This window comes from Micromonospora sp. NPDC005806, assembly GCF_042871425.1.
GTDB lineage: Bacteria > Actinomycetota > Actinomycetes > Mycobacteriales > Micromonosporaceae > Micromonospora.
This window is the reverse complement of sequence record NZ_JBIAIL010000037.1, coordinates 1-18,291: the sequence shown is the minus strand read 5'-3', so window position 1 is coordinate 18,291 and position 18,291 is coordinate 1. Positions and strand designations below refer to the sequence as shown.

Here is an 18,291-nt window from a genome sequence, read left to right as displayed (position 1 = left end):
CACGCGGTGTCCCCGTCCGGCGCCATTGCCTGTCGCATCCGCTCTTCTCTCCCTGACTCGAAGCCCCGGCCTACTACCCTCGCAAACCAGGTTCGAAACCGCGCAAAGGGGTCCCTTCCGGCGCGATACGCGCCGGAAGGGACCCCTCGCGGCGGGTCAGCGGGACCCGGAGATGAGCCGCCGCCCCACCGAGGCGATCAGCCGGTCCAGCTCCGAGCCGAACGGGTTGTCGTGCACCAGGTACGTCCAGGTGGCGCTCGGCCGGACCAGCTTCGCGGCGTCCGGCTCCCAGCCGTCGGTGAACTCGGTCTCCTCGAAGGTGGCGATGGTGCGCGCCTCGATCTCGGGGACCAGCGCGTTGAACGCCGGCACGGCGCTGCGGTGGAACTCGTCCAGCGGGTCGAGGCGGCCCAGCGCCCGCAGGTGCACGCCCTCGCGGACCTCGGACAGCTCGGCCAGGTGCTCGGCCCAGAGCCGGTCCAGGTGGTAGAGGGCGATCGTCCGGGCCACCTCGGCGAGCAGGTCCTCGTCCATCTCGCCGGCCTTCTCCGGCACCCGCTCCAGCAGCATCAGCGCCGCGATGTCGCTGGTCAGCAGCCGCTCCCGCCGCTCGGCGAGCGCCTTGCGCTGCTGCTCGATCACCACGCTGTACCGCCAGGTGTTGCGGTGGATCTCGTGGTTGACGCCCTCGGCGACCCGCTGGGCGTGCTCGACCGCGTAGTCGACCTGGGGGTCGGTGACCAGGCCGTCGGCGTTCATCCGCGGCGACGCCGGGACGGTGTCGCCGGCGTGCCGGACGACCAGGTCGTCCTCCAGGCTGACCAGGAAGACCGAGCCACCCGGATCGCCCTGCCGGCCCGCCCGGCCGCGGAGCTGATCGTCGACCCGGCGGCTGTCGTGCCGGCCGCTGCCGATCACGAAGAGGCCACCGAGGTCGGCCACCCGCTCCCGGTCGGCCTGGTCGCTGCCACCGAGGCGGATGTCGACGCCCCGGCCGGCCATCTGCGTGGAGACCGTCACCGCGCCGTACGCGCCGGCTTCGGCGATGATCGTGGCCTCCTCGTCGTCGTTCTTGGCGTTGAGGACCACGCAGGGCACCCCGGCGGCGCGCAGCCCGGCGGCGAGGCCCTCGGACTCCTTCACGTCCAGGGTGCCGACCAGCACCGGGCGGCCGGCCTCGTGGCAGCGCTTGATCTCGTCGATCAGCGCCTCCTCCTTCTCGGCCCGGGTGGCGTAGATCCGGTCCGGCTCGTCCTCCCGGATGCACGGGGTGTTCGGCGGGATCACCGCCACCTCGAGGCCGAAGAACTCGCGGAGCTGGTCGCCGACGAGCACCGCGGTCGCGGTCATCCCGCAGACCGTCGGGTAGAGCGCGATGAACGCCTGCACGGCGATGGTGCCCAGCACCTCGCCCTCGGCGGTGGCGTCCAGGCCCTCCTTCGCCTCGACCGCGGCCTGGAGCCCGTCCGGCCAGCGCCGGCGCTGGGCGACCCGGCCGCGCATCTCGTCGATCAGCTCGACCGAGCCGTCCCGGACGATGTAGTCCACGTCCCGGTGCAGCAGGGCGTGCGCGTGCAGCGCCACGTTCACCGCGGAGAGCTGCCCGACGTGCTCCTCGTCGTACAGGTCGATGCCGCCGAGCTTGGCCTCGACGGTGGCCAGGCCGACGGAGGTGAAGGCGACGCTGCGACCGTCCTCGGCGACGGTGTAGTGCTTGCCCTTGCGCAGGCCCCGGACCAGCGCGGCGGCGGCGTGCACCGGGTCCTGTTCACCGGGGACCGCGCCGGCGAGGACCATCGGCACCCGGGCCTCGTCGATGAGGATCGAGTCGGCCTCGTCGACGATCGCGGTCTTCAGCGGCGGCTGGACCCGGTCGGCGAGGTCGGTGACGAGCTGGTCGCGAAGGAAGTCGAAGCCGGCCTCGCTGACCGACACGTAGGTGACGTCGCAGGCGTACGCGGCGCGCCGCTCGTCGGGGGTGGAGGCCTCGTTGACCCAGCCGACGGTGAGCCCGAGCAGGGTGTAGACCGGCCCCATCCACTCGGCGTCGCGGCGGGCCAGGTAGTCGTTGACGGTGAGCACGTGGACCGGGCCGTTGCCCCGCCGGACGTGGCCGTACGCGGCGACGGTCGCGGTGAGCGTCTTGCCCTCGCCGGTGGCCATCTCGGCGACCTTGCCGGAGAGCAGCGCCATCGCGCCGAGCAGCTGGACGTCGTACGGCCGTTGGTCGAGGCCGCGGCGGGCCGCCTCACGGCCGATCGCGCAGATCTCCTCGTACCCCTCGGCCTGCCCGGCGGCCTCGGTCAGCTCGGCGTCGGAGAGCTTCTCCAGCTCCGCCTCGCGGGCCTCGATGGCCGGCAGCAGCTTCTCCAGCGGGGCCAGGTCGACCGTCGTCCCCGGGCGCTCGAGGAACCGCCGGAACCTGCTCTTCAACCGTTGCGACACACCCATGAGCGGCAACGGTACGCGAATCGGAGCCGATTGTGACGCCCGCCCGGCGCCGCGTCTACCCGGTGTCCGGTCAGCTGCCCGTTTCGGCAGCTCAGTGGGGGTCTGACGGGGTGGCCTCGCCCGGGGGCGGCCGGGGCCCGGTCGCCCCCGGCCACCGCCGTGGGATCAGCCGGTGAACACCACCTGGAGCTCCTGCCGGCGACGCTCGGCCAGGTCGGTCAGCAGCGTCGGCGCCTCCTCCAGCGGCACCACCGCCGAGACCAGGTGTTTGCGGATCAGGTCGCCGTACTGCCGCAGCAGTTCGATGGTCTCGGCGGAGAGCCGCTCGCGGTCCCAGGTGGGAGCGAGCCCACGGGGCACTCGGCCGATCTGGGCGCAACGCAGCGACAGCCCGTTGTGGTGGAACTCCTCACCGAGCCGGACCTCGTCCGCGCCGGCTTGGTAAAAGGCGAGGTCGATCACGGTGCCCTGGGGGCGCAGCAGGCGCAGCGCGAGGTGCAGCGCCCAGGCCTGGCCCCGGCACTGGAACACCACGTCGGCCCCCCGGTCCCCCGCGGAGTGATTCCACCGGGTCTTGAGCACCACCGCCGGGTCGTCCACCCCGGGGTCGAGGGTCTCCAAGCCGAGCGCCTCGGCGACCTGCCGCCGCTGCGGGGTCGGGTCGAGCACCACGACCGAGGCCGCTCCGTGCCGCCGAGCGAAGAGCGCGGTGAGCAGGGCGACCACGCCGCTGCCGACCACCGCCACCCGGCGGCCGCGTACACCGTCGCCGAGCGAGCGTACGTCGGTGCCGCACAGGTCGGCGGCGGCGTGCAGCAGCCCGTTGGCGCAGATCGGGCCCATGTGCGCGACGTAGACGCCGAGCAGCGGGTCGAGGTCCTCGGGCAGCGGGACGAAACGCTCGGCGATCGGGTCGGCGACGTACCCGGTGCGGTGGCCGTAGGTCATCGCGCCCACCGCGCCCACCGGGACTGCCGGGGTGCGGCTCTCCACCACCCGGCCGACCTGCATGTAGCCGAGCCGGGTGACCGGGTACGGCGTGCTCGCCGTGCCGGGCTGGAACAGGCCGAGATCCGCGTTCCAGGTGACGTTGAGGTAGGGGTTGGTGCCCTTGACGTAGCTCAGCTCGGTGCCGGCGGAGACACCGCTGTAGCGGGTCTGCACCCGGAACGTACCCTCGCGCAACTCGGCCGCGTCCTGCTCGACCAGCTCGACCGCGCCCGGTCCGTTGACCACCACCACCCGGTCACGCATCGGCGGTCGCCTCCGAGCGGCTCACTTCGGCCGGGAGGGCGTCGGCGACCGGCGGGCTGACCCGGGCGGCCGGCCCGGTGGGCAGCGCCACGCTGCGCCCGGTGCGCGCCGACTCGGCCAGCGCGAGGGCGAACCGGTGGGTGCGCAGCGCCTCGGCGTACGGGACCCGGACGTCGTCGCCGATCCCCCGGACCGCGTCGACGAAGGCCCGGTCGACGGCCACCCGGGCGCCGTCCGGGTCGGCGGGCAGGTGCCGCTCGCCGTCGCCGTCGCAGATCCGCAGGCCATCCTCGGCCAGCGACATGGCCAGCCCGTCGGCCAGGATCTCCACCCCGGCCCGGTGCTTCCAGCCCAGTACGCAGGCCGCGGCCAGGGTGCCGACCGCGCCGCTGGTGAAGCGCACGGTGGCCGCGGTGACCGAGTCGATGTCGGCGCCCTCGACCGGCGGTGGGGTCCCGTCGCCGTACGCAGTCACCTCGGTCGCCTCGCCGACCAGCACCCGGATCAGGTCGAGCACGTGCGCGGCCTGCTCGACCACCGGACCGCCGGAGCGCTCGCACCGGGCCCACCAGGACACCGGCGGGACCTTGTCCAGCCAGGCCCCGTTGACCATCCGGACCGGGCGGTCCCCCAGCAGTTCCCGGGCCTCGTCCACGACGTGCAGGTAGCGCCAGTGGTGACCGACCCCGGTGAGCAGCCCATGCCGCTCCACCAGCTCGGCGATCCGCTCCGCGGTCTCCAGGTCCACCGCCACCGGCTTCTCCACGAACATCGGCACCCCGGCGGCGATCACCGCCTCCTCGACCGGTCCGTGCGCGAACGGCGGTACGCAGACGTAGACGGCGTCCGGGCCGGCGGCGAGCAGTTCGTCCACGTCGGCGAAGGCGCGGCCGCCGTGCGCCCCGGCGAGCGCCTCCGCCGCGTCCCGGGCGACATCGGTCACCCCGAGCAGCTCCACATCCTCGAAGCCCGTCAGCACCCGGGCATGGCGTTGCGCCACCCCGCCGGCCCCTACCAGTCCCACCCGGCACGTGCGCATCCTTCGACCCTCTCGCCGCCGATTCACGAAAACTGCTGTCAGCTCTCCCCGAGTGGGCGTGCAATCAAACGTTCACCGGCGGGGAACCGGCCCGTGCGCCGGGCGTGATCAAGCTGGTAGGCATGATCCGGTTAGCGCGGGGTGCGTACCGGGAAAGCTAACCCGCGTTTCCACCATGACCTGGGGGTGTGCCAGTGCGGGATACAGCAGCGATCGTCTCACCGGTGGTGGAGGCATGGGCCACGTACCGCACGACCTCGGCCGACGACTGGCCGCTGCGGCGGCTGCTGCGGGCCAAGGGCGACAGCCGGGTCAGCGTGGTGCTACCGGCCCGCAACGAGGAGGCCACCGTCGGCGCGATCGTGTCGACGATCCGTGAGCACCTGATGGACCGAGTCCCGCTGGTGGACGAACTGATCGTGGTGGACTCCCGGTCCACCGACCGGACCGCCCAGGTGGCCCGCGCCGCCGGCGCCGAGGTGGTCAGCCAGGACGCGATGACCCGCGGGTTACCCCGGCTCACCGGCAAGGGCGACGCGCTCTGGGCCGGGCTGGCGGCGGTCGAGGGCGACGTGGTGGCCTTCGTCGACGCCGACCTGCGCGAGTTCCGCCCGCACTTCGTCACCGGACTGCTCGGGCCGCTGCTCACCGACCCGTCGGTCGACTTCGTCAAGGGCTTCTACCACCGGCCGCTGGTGGGGGCCACCAGTGTGGAGGCGGACGGCGGTGGCCGGGTGACCGAGCTGATGGCCCGGCCGCTGCTCAACCTCTTCTGGCCGGAACTGGCCGGCTTCGTGCAGCCGCTCGCCGGCGAGTACGCGGGCCGGCGCGAGGTGCTGGAACAGGTGCCGTTCGTCTCCGGGTACGGCGTCGAGACCGCCATGCTCATCGACCTGCTGGAGCTGGTCGGGCTGGACGCGCTGGCCCAGGTGGACCTCGGTGAGCGCAAACACCGGCACCAGGACACCGCCGCGCTGGGCCGGATGTCCGCGCAGATCATGCTCACCGCCTGGTCGCGGTTGCAACGGCGGGGTTGGGCGGCCCCGGGCAGCGCGCCGACCGCGCTGCTGACCCAGTTTCGGCGGGGCGGCTCGGAAGCGCTACCCAACCTGGACCGGGAGATCGTGGTCAGCGACGTGTCGATCGAGGAACGCCCGCCGCTGGCGCAACTGCGCCACCGGGTGCCCCGACGGCGGGTCGCGGCGTGAGACCACGGGGCAGCGGTGGCGACGGCCGGTCCACCCGACCGGCGGACGACGACCGGTCCGCAGGACCGGTCGCTGGTACGCGGAGGGCCGACGGGGGCGCCGCCGACGGAAGGAACAGCGCACGATGAGTCTCACCGTCCTGATGAACGCCGGCCCCTGGTTGTCCGTCCCGCCGCCCGGCTACGGCGGCATCGAGAACGTGGTCGCCACCCTCGTGCCGGAGCTGCGCAAGCTTGGCGTACGGGTGGTGCTCGCCTCGGTGGAGACCAGCACGCTGCCCGTCGACGAGAAGATCTCGGTCTTCCCGGACGGGCAGTTCCATGCGCTGCAGCGCCCGTACAACCAGGTCTGCGGGATCTCCCAGGCCCACCTCAACGGCGTGGTGCGCGCGCTGCACGCCCGCGCCGACATCGACCTGGTGCACGACCACGTGGAGGCGGTCGGGCTGGCCACCATGGCCGCGATGGGACCGGACGCGCCGCCGGTGCTGCACACCCTGCACTGGGACCTGGCCAAGCACCCCGAGCTGTACGGCAACCTCGACGGCGGCGAGCGGGTCCGGGTCAACGGGGTCTCCGCGGCGCAGCTCGCCCGGGCGCCCCGGGCCCTCCAGGAGCACTCGGTGGGGCACGTGCACCTCTCCACCCCGCTCGCGGTCGGCGCGGACCGCCGGCCGGCCGGGGAGAAGGGCGACTACCTGATCGTGCTGGGCCGGATCAACCCGGGCAAGGGGCAGGACCTGGGCGCCCGACTGGCGCAGCAGGTCGGCTTCCCGCTGGTGCTCGCCGGCCCCGTGGGGCCGTACCACCGGCCGGAGGACCTGGCCGCGGCGGGCGACGAGGCCCGGCAGAACCCGGACGTCCGATTCTTCTACGACCAGGTCGCGCCGTGGGTCGACGGCGACCTGGTCCGCTGGGTCGGCACGGTCGCCGGCCAGGAGCGGGACGACCTGCTCGCCGGGGCCCGGGCCGCGCTGTTCCCGCTGCGCTGGGAGGAGCCGGGCGGCACGGCGGTGGTCGAGTCGCTCTCCCTGGGCACGCCGGTGGTGGCCACCGCCCGCGGCTGCCTGCCCGAGTTGATCGAGCACGGTCGCACCGGGCTGCTCACCACCGTGGAGGAGGAGTTGGGCGAGCTCGTCCTGACCGCCGGCCTGCTGGAGCCGGACGAGTGCCGGCGGGAGGCCGCCGCCCGGTTCACCCCCGCGGCGATGGCGGAAAAGTACGTCGGCCTGTACGAGCGGGTCCGCCAGCCGGCCGCCCGGCCGCTGCAGGCCGCCTGAGCCGTACCGTCGTCCGGCCCGGCCGTGTCCGCGTGGCCGGGCGGGCCGCGGGTTTGCCGGCACGGGGCCCGGGAAAGCGCCGCTGGTTCCTGCCAGTGAGGAGGCCGGCATGACGAACGCGATGGCGCACTCCCGTGGGCGACGCAACCCGGCCGACGGCCGCGCACCGGTACGCCGCGCCGCGGCGACCGTCGGCGTGATCTTCCTGGTCATCGGGGTGCTGGGTTTCATTCCGGGCATCACCACCCACTACGGCGACCTGTACTGGGCCGGGCACGACTCGGACGCCAAGCTGCTCGGCCTGTTCCAGGTCTCGGTGCTGCACAACATCGTGCACCTGCTCTTCGGGGTGGCGGGCCTGGTGCTGGCCCGGACGATCTCCGGGGCGCGGACCTTCCTGGTCGGTGGCGGCGCGATCTACCTCGTGTTCTGGCTCTACGGCGTGGTGGTCGACCACGCCAGTGCGGCGAACTTCGTCCCGTTCAACGACGCCGACAACTGGCTGCACCTCCTGCTGGGGGTCGGCATGATCGCCCTCGGGCTGCTCACCACGCGTGGCCTGAATCGCCGCTGAACAGGCTCGGCGGGGCGGCGGGTCCGGTTTCGCCCGCCCCGGTCCCGGGTATTTCTCGGGTTCTCCCGACGAGACTCTGAATCGAGGGCCTGGATGTCGACCCGGATCAGGTGTGAGGTCCGTGACGAGTCGCCGGTCACCGTGGTGCGGCTCGCCGGCGAACTCGACCTGGCGAGCATGCGGTCGGTGCACACCGTGCTGGACGGGTGCCTGGCCGCCCAGCCCGACGCGCTGGTGGTCGACCTGGAGGAGCTCGACCTGGCGGACCCCCTGGCGCTCTCCGTCTTCGCGGCCGCCGCCCGGCGGGCCGCCGACTGGCCGGCCGTGCCGATGGTCCTCTGCGCCCCGCCGCCGGACACGGCCGCCTGGCTCGCCGAGTCCACGGCCTGCCGGGTGGTGCCGGTCCGCCGGGACCAAGCAGAGGCGACCGCCCTCGCCGGTGCCGCCGTGGCCCCTCGGCTGCGGGCCCGGCTGGACCCGGTCGCCGGGGCCTGCCGGCGGGCCCGGGAGCTGGTCACGGACGCGTGCACCCTGTGGAACATCCCGGAGCTGGCCGGCCCGGCCGCGCTGGTGCTCAGCGAGCTGGTCGGCAACGTGGTCCGGCACGCGGGCACCCCGATGCACGTGACGGTGACCCTGCGCAGGCCGTATCTGCGGGTGGCCGTGATGGACGGCAGCCCGGCCGACGCGCGTGCCGCGACCGGCCGCGACCCACGGGCCGAGGGCGGACGCGGGCTGCTGCTGGTGCGCGAGCTGACCCAGCGCTGGGGCAGCGCGCCGGCCGGCACCGGCAAGGTGGTGTGGGCGATGCTACCGGCGAACTGACCGAAATTTCCGCTCTCGCCTGGTTACATGGGCAGAGGGCCGGGTAGGCGTGCCCGTCCTTTCTGTCGTCACCACGGGGTGAGAGCATGGCCAAGCGGGTACTCACGGAGGCGCGGGACCGGGGGCCGGCGATCCTCGCGCCGGCCCGGTTCGGGGGCTATCCCGGCCCGGTCCGGCAGGCGGTCAAGGGCGACACGCTGTGGCGACTGCTGCGCACCACCGACGCCAAGCTGATCGGCCTGCTCTACCTGGTGACGTCGTTCGGCTTCTTCCTGATCGGCGGGGTGCTGGCCCTGCTCCTGCGGGCCGAACTGGCCCAACCGGGCATGCAGTTTCTCTCCCCCGAGCAGTACAACCAGTTGTTCACCATGCACGGCACGATCATGCTGCTGCTCTTCGCCACCCCGCTGGTGTTCGCCTTCGGCAACTACATCGTCCCGCTCCAGATCGGCGCCCCGGACGTCTCGTTCCCCCGGCTGAACGCCTTGGCGTACTGGTTGTACCTCTTCGGCGGCTCCATCGTGGTGGCCAGCTTCTTCGTCCCGGGCGGGGCGGCCGACTTCGGGTGGTTCGCCTACACCCCGCTGAGCACGGCCCAGCACAGCCCGGGCGTCGGCGGCAACATGTGGATCGTCGGCCTGGTCATCTCCGGCCTCGGCACCATCCTCGGCGCCGTCAACATGATCACGACCATCATCACCCTGCGTGCACCCGGCATGACGATGTTCCGGATGCCGATCTTCACCTGGAACGTGCTGCTCACCAGCGTCCTGGTGATCTTCATCTTCCCGCTGCTGGCCGCGACGTTGCTTGCGCTCGGTGCCGACCGGCTCCTGCACGCGCACGTCTACGATCCGACCACCGGCGGGCCGATGCTGTGGCAGCACCTGTTCTGGTTCTTCGGGCATCCCGAGGTGTACGTCGTGGCGATTCCGTTCTTCGGCATCGTCACGGAGATCATCCCGGTCTTCTCCCGCAAGCCGATCTTCGGCTACACCGGTCTGGTGCTCGCCACGATCGCGATCACGGTCCTGTCGATGACCGTCTGGGCGCACCACATGTTCGTCACCGGCCAGGTGCTGCTGCCCTTCTTCAGCATCATGAGCTACCTGATCGCGGTGCCGACCGGGGTCAAGTTCTTCAACTGGATCGGCACCATGTGGAAGGGGCAGATCACCTTCGAGACGCCGATGCTCTTCGCGGTCGGCTTCCTGGTGACCTTCCTGTTCGGCGGCCTGACCGGGGTGCTGCTGGCCAGCCCGCCAGCGGATTTCCACGTCTCCGACACCTACTTCGTGGTGGCGCACTTCCACTACGTGCTCTTCGGCACCATCGTCTTCGCCGCGTTCGGCGGGGCCTACTTCTGGTTTCCAAAAATGACCGGCCGGATGCTCGACGAGCGCCTCGGCAAGGCGCACTTCTGGACCATGTTCGTGGGCTTCCACATGACGTTCCTGGTGCAGCACTGGCTGGGCAACGAGGGCATGCCCCGGCGCTACGCCGACTACCTGCCCACCGACGGCTTCACCACGCTGAACACCGTCTCCACCATCGGGTCGTTCATCCTCGGCGTGTCCACGCTGTTCTTCATTTACAACGTCTGGAAGTCCTGGCGGTACGGCACGATGGTCACCGTGGACGACCCCTGGGGGTACGGCAACTCCCTGGAGTGGGCCACCACCTGCCCGCCGCCGCTGCGCAACTTCGACCGGATGCCCCGGATCCGCTCCGAGCGGCCGGCCTTCGACCTCAAGTACGGGCCGCTCGTCGCCAACCTCGGCCGCGACCTGCCGCAGCGGACCACCAAGCCGCCGCAGCACTTCGCCGAGGAGCTGCGCCACGTGCCGCTCGTCCCGGAGTCGCCGGCCGCCGAGGGCGCGCACGGCGCCCGCGAGGCCGTCGAGTACACGCCGGCGCCGCAGTCCGGCGCCCGACCGGTCGACGTGCCGGAGCCGGAGGAGGTGCTCCGGCCCAGCTTCGAGGAGGCCGACGAACCGGAGGAGACCCAGCTGGGTCCGCAGCGCACCCACCCGGAGAACCCCCGCTGGGAGCACCCCCGCGGGCCCGGGGACACCACGGAGCACTGACCGGGGCCACCGCGAGAGGGCCGGCGCCGTCAGGCGCCGGCCCTCCCGCGTCGGGTACGGGTCAGTCGGCCGGCGGCAGGCCGGCCGCGACCAGCGAGCGGCGGACCGCGGGCTGCACCCGGGTCAGCCGCAGCGGCACCCCGGTCCGGGCGGCCGCGTCCCGGCCGGCCATCAACGCGGCAATCCCGCCGGCATCGAAGCCGCCCGCTCCCACCAGGTCGACGACCACCTCACGGGGCTGCCCGGTCACCGCCTCCAGCATCGCCCTGCGGAGCTGGTCGGCACCGTCCCGGTCGACCTCTCCCCCGACCTCGACGACGATTCGGTCACCGTTCTGCTTGACCGAGATCCTCGACTTGGCCGGCTCGGTCTCCGCCACGCCGTTCTGCCAGGGCGGCGGCGCGTCGGCCAGCATCGCCTGCCGCAGCCAGGTCAGGGCGCGCGAGAGCAGCCTGGACACGTGCATCTGGGAGATGCCGAACCGGGCCGCGATCTCCGCCTGGGTCTGGTTGCCGTAGAAGCGCATGGCCAGGATGCGCCGCTCCCGCCAGGGCAGCCGATGCAGCAGGCCGGCGACGGTCACCCGATCGTCGACCGACTCCAGGGCGTTGTCCGACTCGCCCACCAGGTCGCCGAACTCGGCAGAGCTCTCCCCGCCGACCGGCGCATTGAGCGAGGCCGGGCTGTAGCCGGCGGCCGACTCGAGCGCGGCGAGGATCTCCTCCTCGGGCGTCTCCAGCCGCTCGGCCAGTTCGGCCACCGTGGGCGCCCGGGACAGCTCGCTGGTCAGTGCGGCCGTCGCCTGCCCGACCTCCAAAATCAGGTCGCGCAGCCGGCGCGGCACGTGCACGCCCCACGTGCGGTCCCGGAAGTGCCGTTTGATCTCGCCGACGATGGTGATCGCCGCGTACGCGGTGAAGGAGCCCCGTTCCGGGTCGTACCGGTCGACGGCATTGACCAGGCCGAGGCGGGCCACCTGCTCCAGGTCCTCCAGCGGTTCCCCGCGACCCCGGTACCGGCGGGCCAGCCGGCCGGCGAAGGGCAGCGCGAAGCGGACCAGGTCGTCCCGCGCCTCCTGCCGCCGCTCGGGCGGCAGCCCTTCGATCCGTGCCGCGTACGCCAGGGCCGCCGCGTCGAGGTCCTCCAGGCCCCGCTCGGTAGGTGGTGGTGTGGGTGTGGTGGTCTGTCCGAACATCCGCGCCTCCCTCAGGAAGGTCCCCCGCCCGGATCGGGATGACCGGTCGTGCGCGTGGTCGGGCCACGCGCCGGGCCGGAAGTGGGTTACGTGACGGAACGCCAGGAACGGGCGACGGCTCGCCACACGGCCTCGTGGACCGTCGCAGCGAGCGGTGTTCCCGCTCCGTAGGTACTCAATCACGGACCGTAGGATCGCGAGGATGTTTCGCCAGTGTTGGTGGCCGGAAGGTCAGGAGACCAGCAGCCCCTGGGCGGCGCCGGCCTCGCGGAGTTCCGCGAGCGCCTCGGCCATCCCCAGCGGCGGCGGGACCGGCAGGTCGTACGGCTGGTTACGCAACACCTCCGTGGCACGCCGGGTCGGTACGGTGCTGACGGGATAGCCCCGCGCCGAACCCCGGTCCAACGCCCGTCGCCGCCGCCCGAAGGCCGCGACGGCGAGCCACTGCGGCAGGCCCGCCAGGGCGGGTGACCGGACCCCGGGCGGCTCCGGCAGCACGTCCACCGAGCTGAACGGCTCGCTGCCGGCGAGCCACCACTCCACCCCGGCCACCCGGCGCCGGGTCGCGTTCTCGCACCAGTAGGGCACCAGCCCGGCCCGGATCACCTGCCACGGGTCGAGCAGCCGGCCGCACTCGACCACCAGGCGGTTGCCGGTCTTGCCGGCCCGGCGCAGCCAGTACCGGTACAGGTCGGCGGTGGCGGCGCTGAGCGCGTCGGGCTGCGGGGCGAGCACCCGGTGCAGCGGATGTCCGTGCCGACCGGTCCAGGTCCGGAGGCCTTGCGCGAAACCGGACTCCACGCCGTGCTCCGCGAAGGCCTGCGGCGAGGAGACGTCCGGCGGCTCCCAGTGCGCCCCGTCGCCGCCGGCCGAGCGGAGCACCTGCCGCAACGCGTGCGCGTCAGGGTGGAAGTCGACCGGGTCGAGGCCGCTGGCCGGGGAGCCGACCTGGAAGCTGTGCCCACGACCCTCGTCCAGCACCGGCCAGGTCCGGGCGTCGTCCAGCAGCAGCACCGGAGCGCCGGGTTCCAGGCGGTCGGCCAGGAACCGCGCGTACGCCCCGGGCAGGGACCGCCAGCGCACCGCGAGCGCCACCGTGGCGCCGGCCGACGCGCCCCGGCTGGCCGGGCAGTGGACCTGGCGGACGTGCACGTCCGGGTTGCCGGCGAGCAGGCGGCCGGCGAGGGCGGCGCCGTGGTCGAGCGCGGCCCGCGGCCGGTCCACCGCACCGCACGACCAGTGCACGGCCATCTCGAATGCGGCGGGCAGCCAGGGCACGCCCAGGGCCACCGCGAGGTGCGCCGCGGCGCCGTGCGGCGCGCCAAGCACCGCCCCGGGCCAGCGGCGCGCCGGGTAGTGGTCGGCGATCCAGCCCGCCACCCGCTCGGCGTCCACCTCGGCGACCTGGGCCGGGGTCAGCGCGAGCCGGCCGGCGGCCCGGGCCGCGGCGGCCCGGCGCACCGGCTCGGGCGCGCCGGTGAAGCGGGACAGCGGGGCGCTCTGGCCGAGGTCGCCGCAGTCGTCGCCGCGCAGCGCCCGCACGGTCGCCGCGAGCAGGACCCGGGCGGCGCTCCCCGCCGCCACGATCCGCCCGCCGGCCAGGGCGGCACCACCGGCCGCCAGCCCCACGGGCCCCTTGCGTACCGATCCCACCGTGCTTCGTTCGCTCACCACGCGGCCCGGCTTCCCGTCCCTATGGGGTCTAAACGGGGCATCCCCCCACGGGTCGGACCAATCCTCGGGTGTCCGTCGGCAGGGCGTTGACCACGCACCGCACCCAGGCGCGCCGACTCACCCTGCCCCGCCGTCCAGGGACGCAACGGGAGCGCTGGGCCGGCCGGTCACGCGCGGGGCACCGGCCCCAGGACCGACGAGCGGTACGCCTCGGTGAGGCGTACCGCTCGACACGAAGACTCGCCGCCGGAGCCGACGCACCGGCCACGACCGAAGGAGTACGGACCGCGCCGTCCGCGCTAGACCCGGTCTTCGGCCACCACGGGGGCGATCGCCGCTCCCGGGTAGCCGAACGCCCGGGGGACCCGCCAGGCGCGCAGTCGCTCGACGACCAGGTCCGCCACCGTACGGTCAGCCATTGCCCCGACCGGGGGTGCCCGCGTCGACATAGCGCAGCACCGCGCCGACCCCGTCGGTCAGCTCCGGCGCCTCCTCGGGCGCGAGCACGGTGAGCTCGGCGTCGGTGCCGATCAGCGCGCGCAGCAGCGCGGCGTCGGCCCGGACCCGCTGGGGATCGGCCACCGACATGGCCGCCAGCTGTTGTGGATCGGTGGCGATCTCGGTCGGCTCGGGACCGACCCACAGCTCCCCGTCGGCGGACGGGTCGTCCACGATCAGCATGGTGTCGACCTGGTTGCGTTGCAGGGCGGAGACCACGGCGTCCAGGCCCGCCCCGACGTCCTCCTGCACGCCGAACCGGTCCAGCGCGGTGCTGATCCGCTGGTCGGCGACCTCGGCGATGGTCTGCACGGTGAGGTCGTCCATCAGCATCGGGTCGGCGCCCCGGCTGCGGGAGCCGGCGTCCGTCCGCACCAGCACGTCCTGCCAGCGCTCGGGGAGCTGGGCGGCGATCATCCCGGTGGCCCGGATGTCGCCGGCCACCACCACCACGTCCGCGCCGACCTTGTCGGCCAGCTCGGCGGTGGCCGCCGCGGCGTCGCCTGCGTTGTGGTGCCAGGCCTCCATCGCGGCACGCTGGTAGCGGGACTGGGACCACCCGCCGGGCTTGACCTGGCGTAGCTGGTAGCTCTCCCGTCCGACGATATGCGCCTTCCGGGGCACCCCGCCGGCGCTGACCGCGATGGCGTCCGCCCCGATCCGATCGGCCAGCACCCGCACCCAGGCGATCTGCTCGCCCCGCTGGGCGACCAGCGGCATGGTGTGCGGCAGGGCGGACCAGGTGGCCAGGTCGCGCAGTGGTGGCGCGGAGAGGTACTCGGTCAACACCACCCGCCCGCGGGTGGCGAAGACGGCGATCCCGTAGTCCCCGGGCATCGGGGTGTGCCGGCGGACCACCTCCTCGACCGCCTCGACGGTCACCTGGTCGGCGCCCTGCTCCAGCAGGCGCCCCTTGAGGGCACGCCAGCGCAGGTCGACCGCGGGACGCGAGTCGTGGGTGTCCCGGGAGGCGTCCATGTACACCGAGCACCACGGCCCGGGACGGTCGTAGAGCGGGCGCAGGAACGACAGCTGCATGCTCGACCCCTTTCCAGCTCGGCCGCACGCATACCCGCGCCACCCGGGATGTCACCTGGCCGGTCGGGGCGTGACCACCGTTCATTCACGTCGTTCAACCCGGGAAGCCGATACCATCGGTGAACGGAACGGGACTCTGGGTGGTGAACATGGACACGGAGCTGCACAGCCCGCGCGTCGTCCACCCGACGGAACGCATCGTCACCGGCCGGCTGGTCCGGCTCATGGAGGGGTACGGCCGCGAGGTGCGGGTCGGGCAGCTCATGCTGGTCGCGGTGCTCACCGGGGCGGGCGTGGTGGGGCTGCTGTTACGGCTGGTGCGGGCGCTGCTCAACAGTGGTGGCGGAGGCCCCCGGCGCAGCTTCAAGGAGCTGAAGAAGGGGCCGGAGTTCCTGGTCACCCCGGTGCGGGTGCGAGACGCGGCGGACCGGCTGCTGGAGGTGGAGCTGCACGGCCACCTGCCGCAGAGCGCGCTGCACCGCGGCGACCACGTGCAGCTCACGCTGCGCCCGCAGCGCGATGCGGACCTGCCACCCCGGATCGAGCGGATCGTCAACCTGACCACGACGCAGCTGCTGACGCCGCGCACCGCCACGGTCTGGTCCCATCTGGGTCCGCCGCTGCTGCTCCAGGCGGCGCTCGGCGTGCTGCTGATGCTGGGCGTCGCCGCCTGCTCGGCCCTCACCTGAGGTTTCCGGCCCGGCCGGGGCACCGCGGCGCCATGCCCCCGGCTTCACGTGGGGCAGCCCCTGCCGGCCGGCTTCCGCACCAACGTGCCGCGTCGGCCGATCAGCCGACCGGGGTGAGGGGGCGCTCCGCGCGGGCCGGCTCGCCGAGCAGGCCGCGCCGGCGCGCCCAGCGCTCGAAGAGCACCGTGGCGAAGGGCGGGACCGCGCAGACCAACGCGATCGCGGTGTGCGTCAGGGACCAACGGCGCTGCCGGGCCACCACGAGCACGAGGACCCCGTACGCCACGAAGAGCGCGCCGTGGATCGGGCCGAAGACGTGCACGCCGATCTCGTTGCGCGGCGGGCCGTACTTGACCACCATGCCGGCCAGCAGGGCCGCCCACGAGCAGGCCTCGGCGACCGCCGCCGCCACGAACAGCCGGATCCACTTCTCGCGCATCAACACTCCCTCGCTCGCCGGCCATGTTAGCCAGCCCGCCCCGCCGGACCGGCCGACCGACCGCCGGACGCGACGGGGATCACCGAGGCCGTCCGTGGGTAGGTAAAGGGTCATTCGGGTCTTCCCTGCCCCGCCGCCACGTGCGAGGTTAGGGGAACCAACGGTGACAGGGCGGTGACCATGGGCGAGGACGTCGGCGCGCGGACCTTCAGCCGGGAGGACCGGGCCCGCTACCGGGACAAGGTGCGGCGCTGCCTGGACGTCTTCGCCGAGATGCTGCGCGAGTCGCGCTTCGACGTGGAACGGCCGATGACCGGGCTGGAGATCGAGCTCAACCTGGTCGACGACGACGCGCAGCCGACCATGCGCAACGCGGACGTGCTCGACGCGGTGGCCGACCCCAGCTTCCAGACCGAGCTGGGCCAGTTCAACGTGGAGATCAACGTGACGCCGCGCCGGCTCGCCGGCACCGGCACCGCGCAGTTCGAGGAGCACGTCCGGGACAGCCTGAACGCGGCCGAGCAGAAGGCGCGGACGGTGGGCGCGCACATGGTGATGATCGGCATCCTGCCGACCCTGCGCCCCGAGCACCTGACCGCCGACACCCTCTCGGCCAACCCCCGCTACGCGCTGCTCAACGAGCAGATCTTCGCCGCCCGGGGCGAGGACCTGCGGATCGCGATCAACGGGGTGGAACGGCTCGCCGTCACCGCCGACACCATCACCCCCGAGGCCGCCTGCACCAGCACCCAGTTCCACCTCCAGGTCAGCCCGGCCCAGTTCGCCGACTACTGGAACGCCGCCCAGGCGATCGCCGGCGTGCAGGTCGCCCTGGGCGCGAACTCACCGCTCTTCTTCGGTCGCGAGCTGTGGCGGGAGACCCGCGTCCCGCTGTTCCAGCAGGCCACCGACACCCGCTCGGAGGAGATCAAGGCTCAGGGCGTACGCCCGCGGGTCTGGTTCGGGGAACGCTGGATCACCAGCGTCTTCGACCTGTTCGAGGAGAACGTGCGCTACTTCCCGGCGCTGCTGCCGGTCTGCGAACCGGAGGACCCGGCCGAGGCGCTGGCCAGCGGCGGTGTGCCCAAGCTCGCCGAGCTGCGGCTGCACAACGGCACCGTCTACCGGTGGAACCGTCCGGTGTACGACGTCCTGAAGGGGCGCCCGCACCTGCGGGTGGAGAACCGCGTGCTGCCGGCCGGCCCGACCGTGCTCGACACCGTCGCCAACGGCGCGTTCTACTTCGGCCTGGTCCGCGCCCTCGCCGAGTCGGACCGGCCGTTGTGGTCGCAGATGTCGTTCAGCGCCGCCGAGGAGAACTTCACCGTCTGCGCCCGGCACGGCATCGACGCCCAGGTGTTCTGGCCCGGGCTGGGCTACCTGCCGGTGACCGAGCTGGTGCTGCGCCGGCTGCTGCCGCTGGCCCACCACGGGCTGGACCGGTGGGGCCTGGACCCGGGCGAGCGGGACCGGCTGCTCGGCATCATCGAGCAGCGCTGCCTGACCGGCCGTAACGGCGCGACCTGGCAGGTGGAGACGCTGCACCGGCTGGAGTCCGCGGACCACCTGGACCGGCCGGAGGCGCTGCGCGAGGTGGTCCGCCACTACGTCGACCTGATGCACAGCAACCGCCCGGTCCACGCCTGGCCGCTGCCCTGACGGCTCAGAGCGGGTTCGGGTCGTCGCGCAGTCGGCTGTAGAGGTGACCGTCGCGCCACGCGCCGGCCCGGAACTCGCAGGCCCGGACGACGCCCTCCAGTTGGAAGCCGGCCTTCTCCAGCGACCGTTGCTCGGCGACGTTCTCCGGATGGGTGCCGGCCTGGATCCGCTGGGCGGGGGTGTGCGCGAACAGGTAGTCGCAGAGCAGCGCCTGGGCCCGCCAACCGATGCCCCGACCGCGCCACTCGGGCAGCTACCTCTTCTCCATGGCGGCACCCTAGTGCTCGGACCGGGAACGTTTACCGGGTTGGCGGCGGCGGGGCCGGAACCGGTTGGATGAGACGGACATCTGACCGGGTTTGGGGGCGTGGTGGCGGAGCTG

Annotated in this window: 15 protein-coding genes; 7 read left to right on the top strand and 8 right to left on the bottom strand. The window is 73.1% G+C overall.

The window, feature by feature from the left end; genetic code table 11:
• Positions 1–156: 156 nt before the first annotated feature.
• From secA2 to ACFYOS_RS28705, 3 genes are all read right to left on the bottom strand, one after another.
• Positions 157–2,451, bottom strand: a complete 2,295-nt coding sequence (gene secA2 / locus ACFYOS_RS28715) for an accessory Sec system translocase SecA2 (protein ID WP_387148225.1) — start codon at positions 2,449–2,451, stop codon at positions 157–159.
• 165 nt (positions 2,452–2,616) lie between these two features.
• Positions 2,617–3,705 carry a zinc-binding alcohol dehydrogenase gene (locus tag ACFYOS_RS28710; protein ID WP_387148223.1) on the bottom strand — a complete coding sequence of 363 codons (1,089 nt, stop codon included), beginning with the start codon at positions 3,703–3,705 and terminating at the stop codon, positions 2,617–2,619.
• Positions 3,698–4,744 carry a Gfo/Idh/MocA family protein gene (locus ACFYOS_RS28705; RefSeq protein WP_387148221.1) on the bottom strand — a complete coding sequence of 349 codons (1,047 nt, stop codon included), beginning with the start codon at positions 4,742–4,744 and terminating at the stop codon, positions 3,698–3,700. Before ACFYOS_RS28705 ends, ACFYOS_RS28710 begins: the two co-directional genes overlap by 8 nt.
• Before the next feature lie 227 nt (positions 4,745–4,971).
• On the opposite strand from ACFYOS_RS28705, the gene ACFYOS_RS28700 reads away from it, so the two are divergent.
• The 5 genes from ACFYOS_RS28700 to ctaD all read left to right on the top strand — a co-directional run bounded on the left by ACFYOS_RS28700 (position 4,972) and on the right by ctaD (position 10,717).
• Positions 4,972–5,952, top strand: coding sequence for a glucosyl-3-phosphoglycerate synthase (locus ACFYOS_RS28700; RefSeq protein ID WP_387148339.1), 981 nt, complete (start codon positions 4,972–4,974; stop codon positions 5,950–5,952).
• A gap of 124 nt (positions 5,953–6,076) precedes the next feature.
• Positions 6,077–7,231: a glycosyltransferase gene (locus tag ACFYOS_RS28695; RefSeq protein WP_387148219.1), complete on the top strand. Its 1,155-nt coding sequence runs from the start codon at positions 6,077–6,079 to the stop codon at positions 7,229–7,231.
• Positions 7,232–7,340: 109 nt separating this feature from the next.
• On the top strand, positions 7,341–7,805 hold the full coding sequence (locus ACFYOS_RS28690) for a DUF4383 domain-containing protein (RefSeq protein ID WP_387148217.1): 465 nt from the start codon (positions 7,341–7,343) through the stop codon (positions 7,803–7,805).
• Positions 7,806–7,898: 93 nt separating this feature from the next.
• Positions 7,899–8,630 carry an ATP-binding protein gene (locus tag ACFYOS_RS28685; RefSeq protein ID WP_387148215.1) on the top strand — a complete coding sequence of 244 codons (732 nt, stop codon included), beginning with the start codon at positions 7,899–7,901 and terminating at the stop codon, positions 8,628–8,630.
• A gap of 86 nt (positions 8,631–8,716) precedes the next feature.
• Entirely contained in the window at positions 8,717–10,717 is a 2,001-nt protein-coding gene (gene ctaD, locus ACFYOS_RS28680) for a cytochrome c oxidase subunit I (protein WP_387148213.1), read from the top strand.
• A 61-nt stretch (positions 10,718–10,778) separates the two neighbouring features.
• On the opposite strand, the gene ACFYOS_RS28675 is transcribed toward ctaD, so the two are convergent.
• From ACFYOS_RS28675 to ACFYOS_RS28665, 3 genes are all read right to left on the bottom strand, one after another.
• Positions 10,779–11,912 carry a SigB/SigF/SigG family RNA polymerase sigma factor gene (locus ACFYOS_RS28675; protein ID WP_387148211.1) on the bottom strand — a complete coding sequence of 378 codons (1,134 nt, stop codon included), beginning with the start codon at positions 11,910–11,912 and terminating at the stop codon, positions 10,779–10,781.
• A 231-nt stretch (positions 11,913–12,143) separates the two neighbouring features.
• Entirely contained in the window at positions 12,144–13,535 is a 1,392-nt protein-coding gene (locus tag ACFYOS_RS28670; protein WP_387148337.1) for a hypothetical protein, read from the bottom strand.
• Between the two features lie 462 nt (positions 13,536–13,997).
• A complete protein-coding gene (locus ACFYOS_RS28665) occupies positions 13,998–15,122 on the bottom strand; it encodes a Vms1/Ankzf1 family peptidyl-tRNA hydrolase (RefSeq protein ID WP_387148209.1) in 1,125 nt (374 codons plus the stop codon).
• A gap of 149 nt (positions 15,123–15,271) precedes the next feature.
• Between ACFYOS_RS28665 and ACFYOS_RS28660 the strand changes: the two genes are divergently transcribed.
• Positions 15,272–15,811, top strand: a complete 540-nt coding sequence (locus tag ACFYOS_RS28660) for a hypothetical protein (RefSeq protein ID WP_387148207.1) — start codon at positions 15,272–15,274, stop codon at positions 15,809–15,811.
• A gap of 100 nt (positions 15,812–15,911) precedes the next feature.
• On the opposite strand, the gene ACFYOS_RS28655 is transcribed toward ACFYOS_RS28660, so the two are convergent.
• Entirely contained in the window at positions 15,912–16,250 is a 339-nt protein-coding gene (locus ACFYOS_RS28655; RefSeq protein ID WP_387148205.1) for a DUF3817 domain-containing protein, read from the bottom strand.
• Between the two features lie 180 nt (positions 16,251–16,430).
• Between ACFYOS_RS28655 and ACFYOS_RS28650 the strand changes: the two genes are divergently transcribed.
• Positions 16,431–17,909, top strand: a complete 1,479-nt coding sequence (locus tag ACFYOS_RS28650) for a glutamate--cysteine ligase (RefSeq protein ID WP_387148335.1) — start codon at positions 16,431–16,433, stop codon at positions 17,907–17,909.
• 4 nt (positions 17,910–17,913) lie between these two features.
• Here ACFYOS_RS28650 and ACFYOS_RS28645 read toward each other — a convergent pair whose 3' ends face one another.
• Positions 17,914–18,162, bottom strand: a complete 249-nt coding sequence (locus tag ACFYOS_RS28645) for a GNAT family N-acetyltransferase (protein ID WP_387148334.1) — start codon at positions 18,160–18,162, stop codon at positions 17,914–17,916.
• Positions 18,163–18,291: the final 129 nt, after the last annotated feature.

Excerpts from the sequence above, each read along its gene's own strand:
- ACFYOS_RS28675 (WP_387148211.1), bottom strand. The coding sequence starts at position 11,912 with ATGTTCGGACAGACCACCACACCCACACCACCACCTACCGAGCGGGGC.
- ACFYOS_RS28665 (WP_387148209.1), bottom strand. The coding sequence starts at position 15,122 with ATGCAGCTGTCGTTCCTGCGCCCGCTCTACGACCGTCCCGGGCCGTGG.
- ACFYOS_RS28685 (WP_387148215.1), top strand. The coding sequence starts at position 7,899 with ATGTCGACCCGGATCAGGTGTGAGGTCCGTGACGAGTCGCCGGTCACC.
- ACFYOS_RS28695 (WP_387148219.1), top strand. The coding sequence starts at position 6,077 with ATGAGTCTCACCGTCCTGATGAACGCCGGCCCCTGGTTGTCCGTCCCG.
- ACFYOS_RS28655 (WP_387148205.1), bottom strand. The coding sequence starts at position 16,250 with ATGCGCGAGAAGTGGATCCGGCTGTTCGTGGCGGCGGCGGTCGCCGAG.
- ACFYOS_RS28650 (WP_387148335.1), top strand. The coding sequence starts at position 16,431 with ATGGGCGAGGACGTCGGCGCGCGGACCTTCAGCCGGGAGGACCGGGCC.
- ACFYOS_RS28690 (WP_387148217.1), top strand. The coding sequence starts at position 7,341 with ATGACGAACGCGATGGCGCACTCCCGTGGGCGACGCAACCCGGCCGAC.
- ctaD (WP_387148213.1), top strand. The coding sequence starts at position 8,717 with ATGGCCAAGCGGGTACTCACGGAGGCGCGGGACCGGGGGCCGGCGATC.
- ACFYOS_RS28710 (WP_387148223.1), bottom strand. The coding sequence starts at position 3,705 with ATGCGTGACCGGGTGGTGGTGGTCAACGGACCGGGCGCGGTCGAGCTG.
- ACFYOS_RS28705 (WP_387148221.1), bottom strand. The coding sequence starts at position 4,744 with ATGCGCACGTGCCGGGTGGGACTGGTAGGGGCCGGCGGGGTGGCGCAA.
- secA2 (WP_387148225.1), bottom strand. The coding sequence starts at position 2,451 with ATGGGTGTGTCGCAACGGTTGAAGAGCAGGTTCCGGCGGTTCCTCGAG.
- ACFYOS_RS28660 (WP_387148207.1), top strand. The coding sequence starts at position 15,272 with ATGGACACGGAGCTGCACAGCCCGCGCGTCGTCCACCCGACGGAACGC.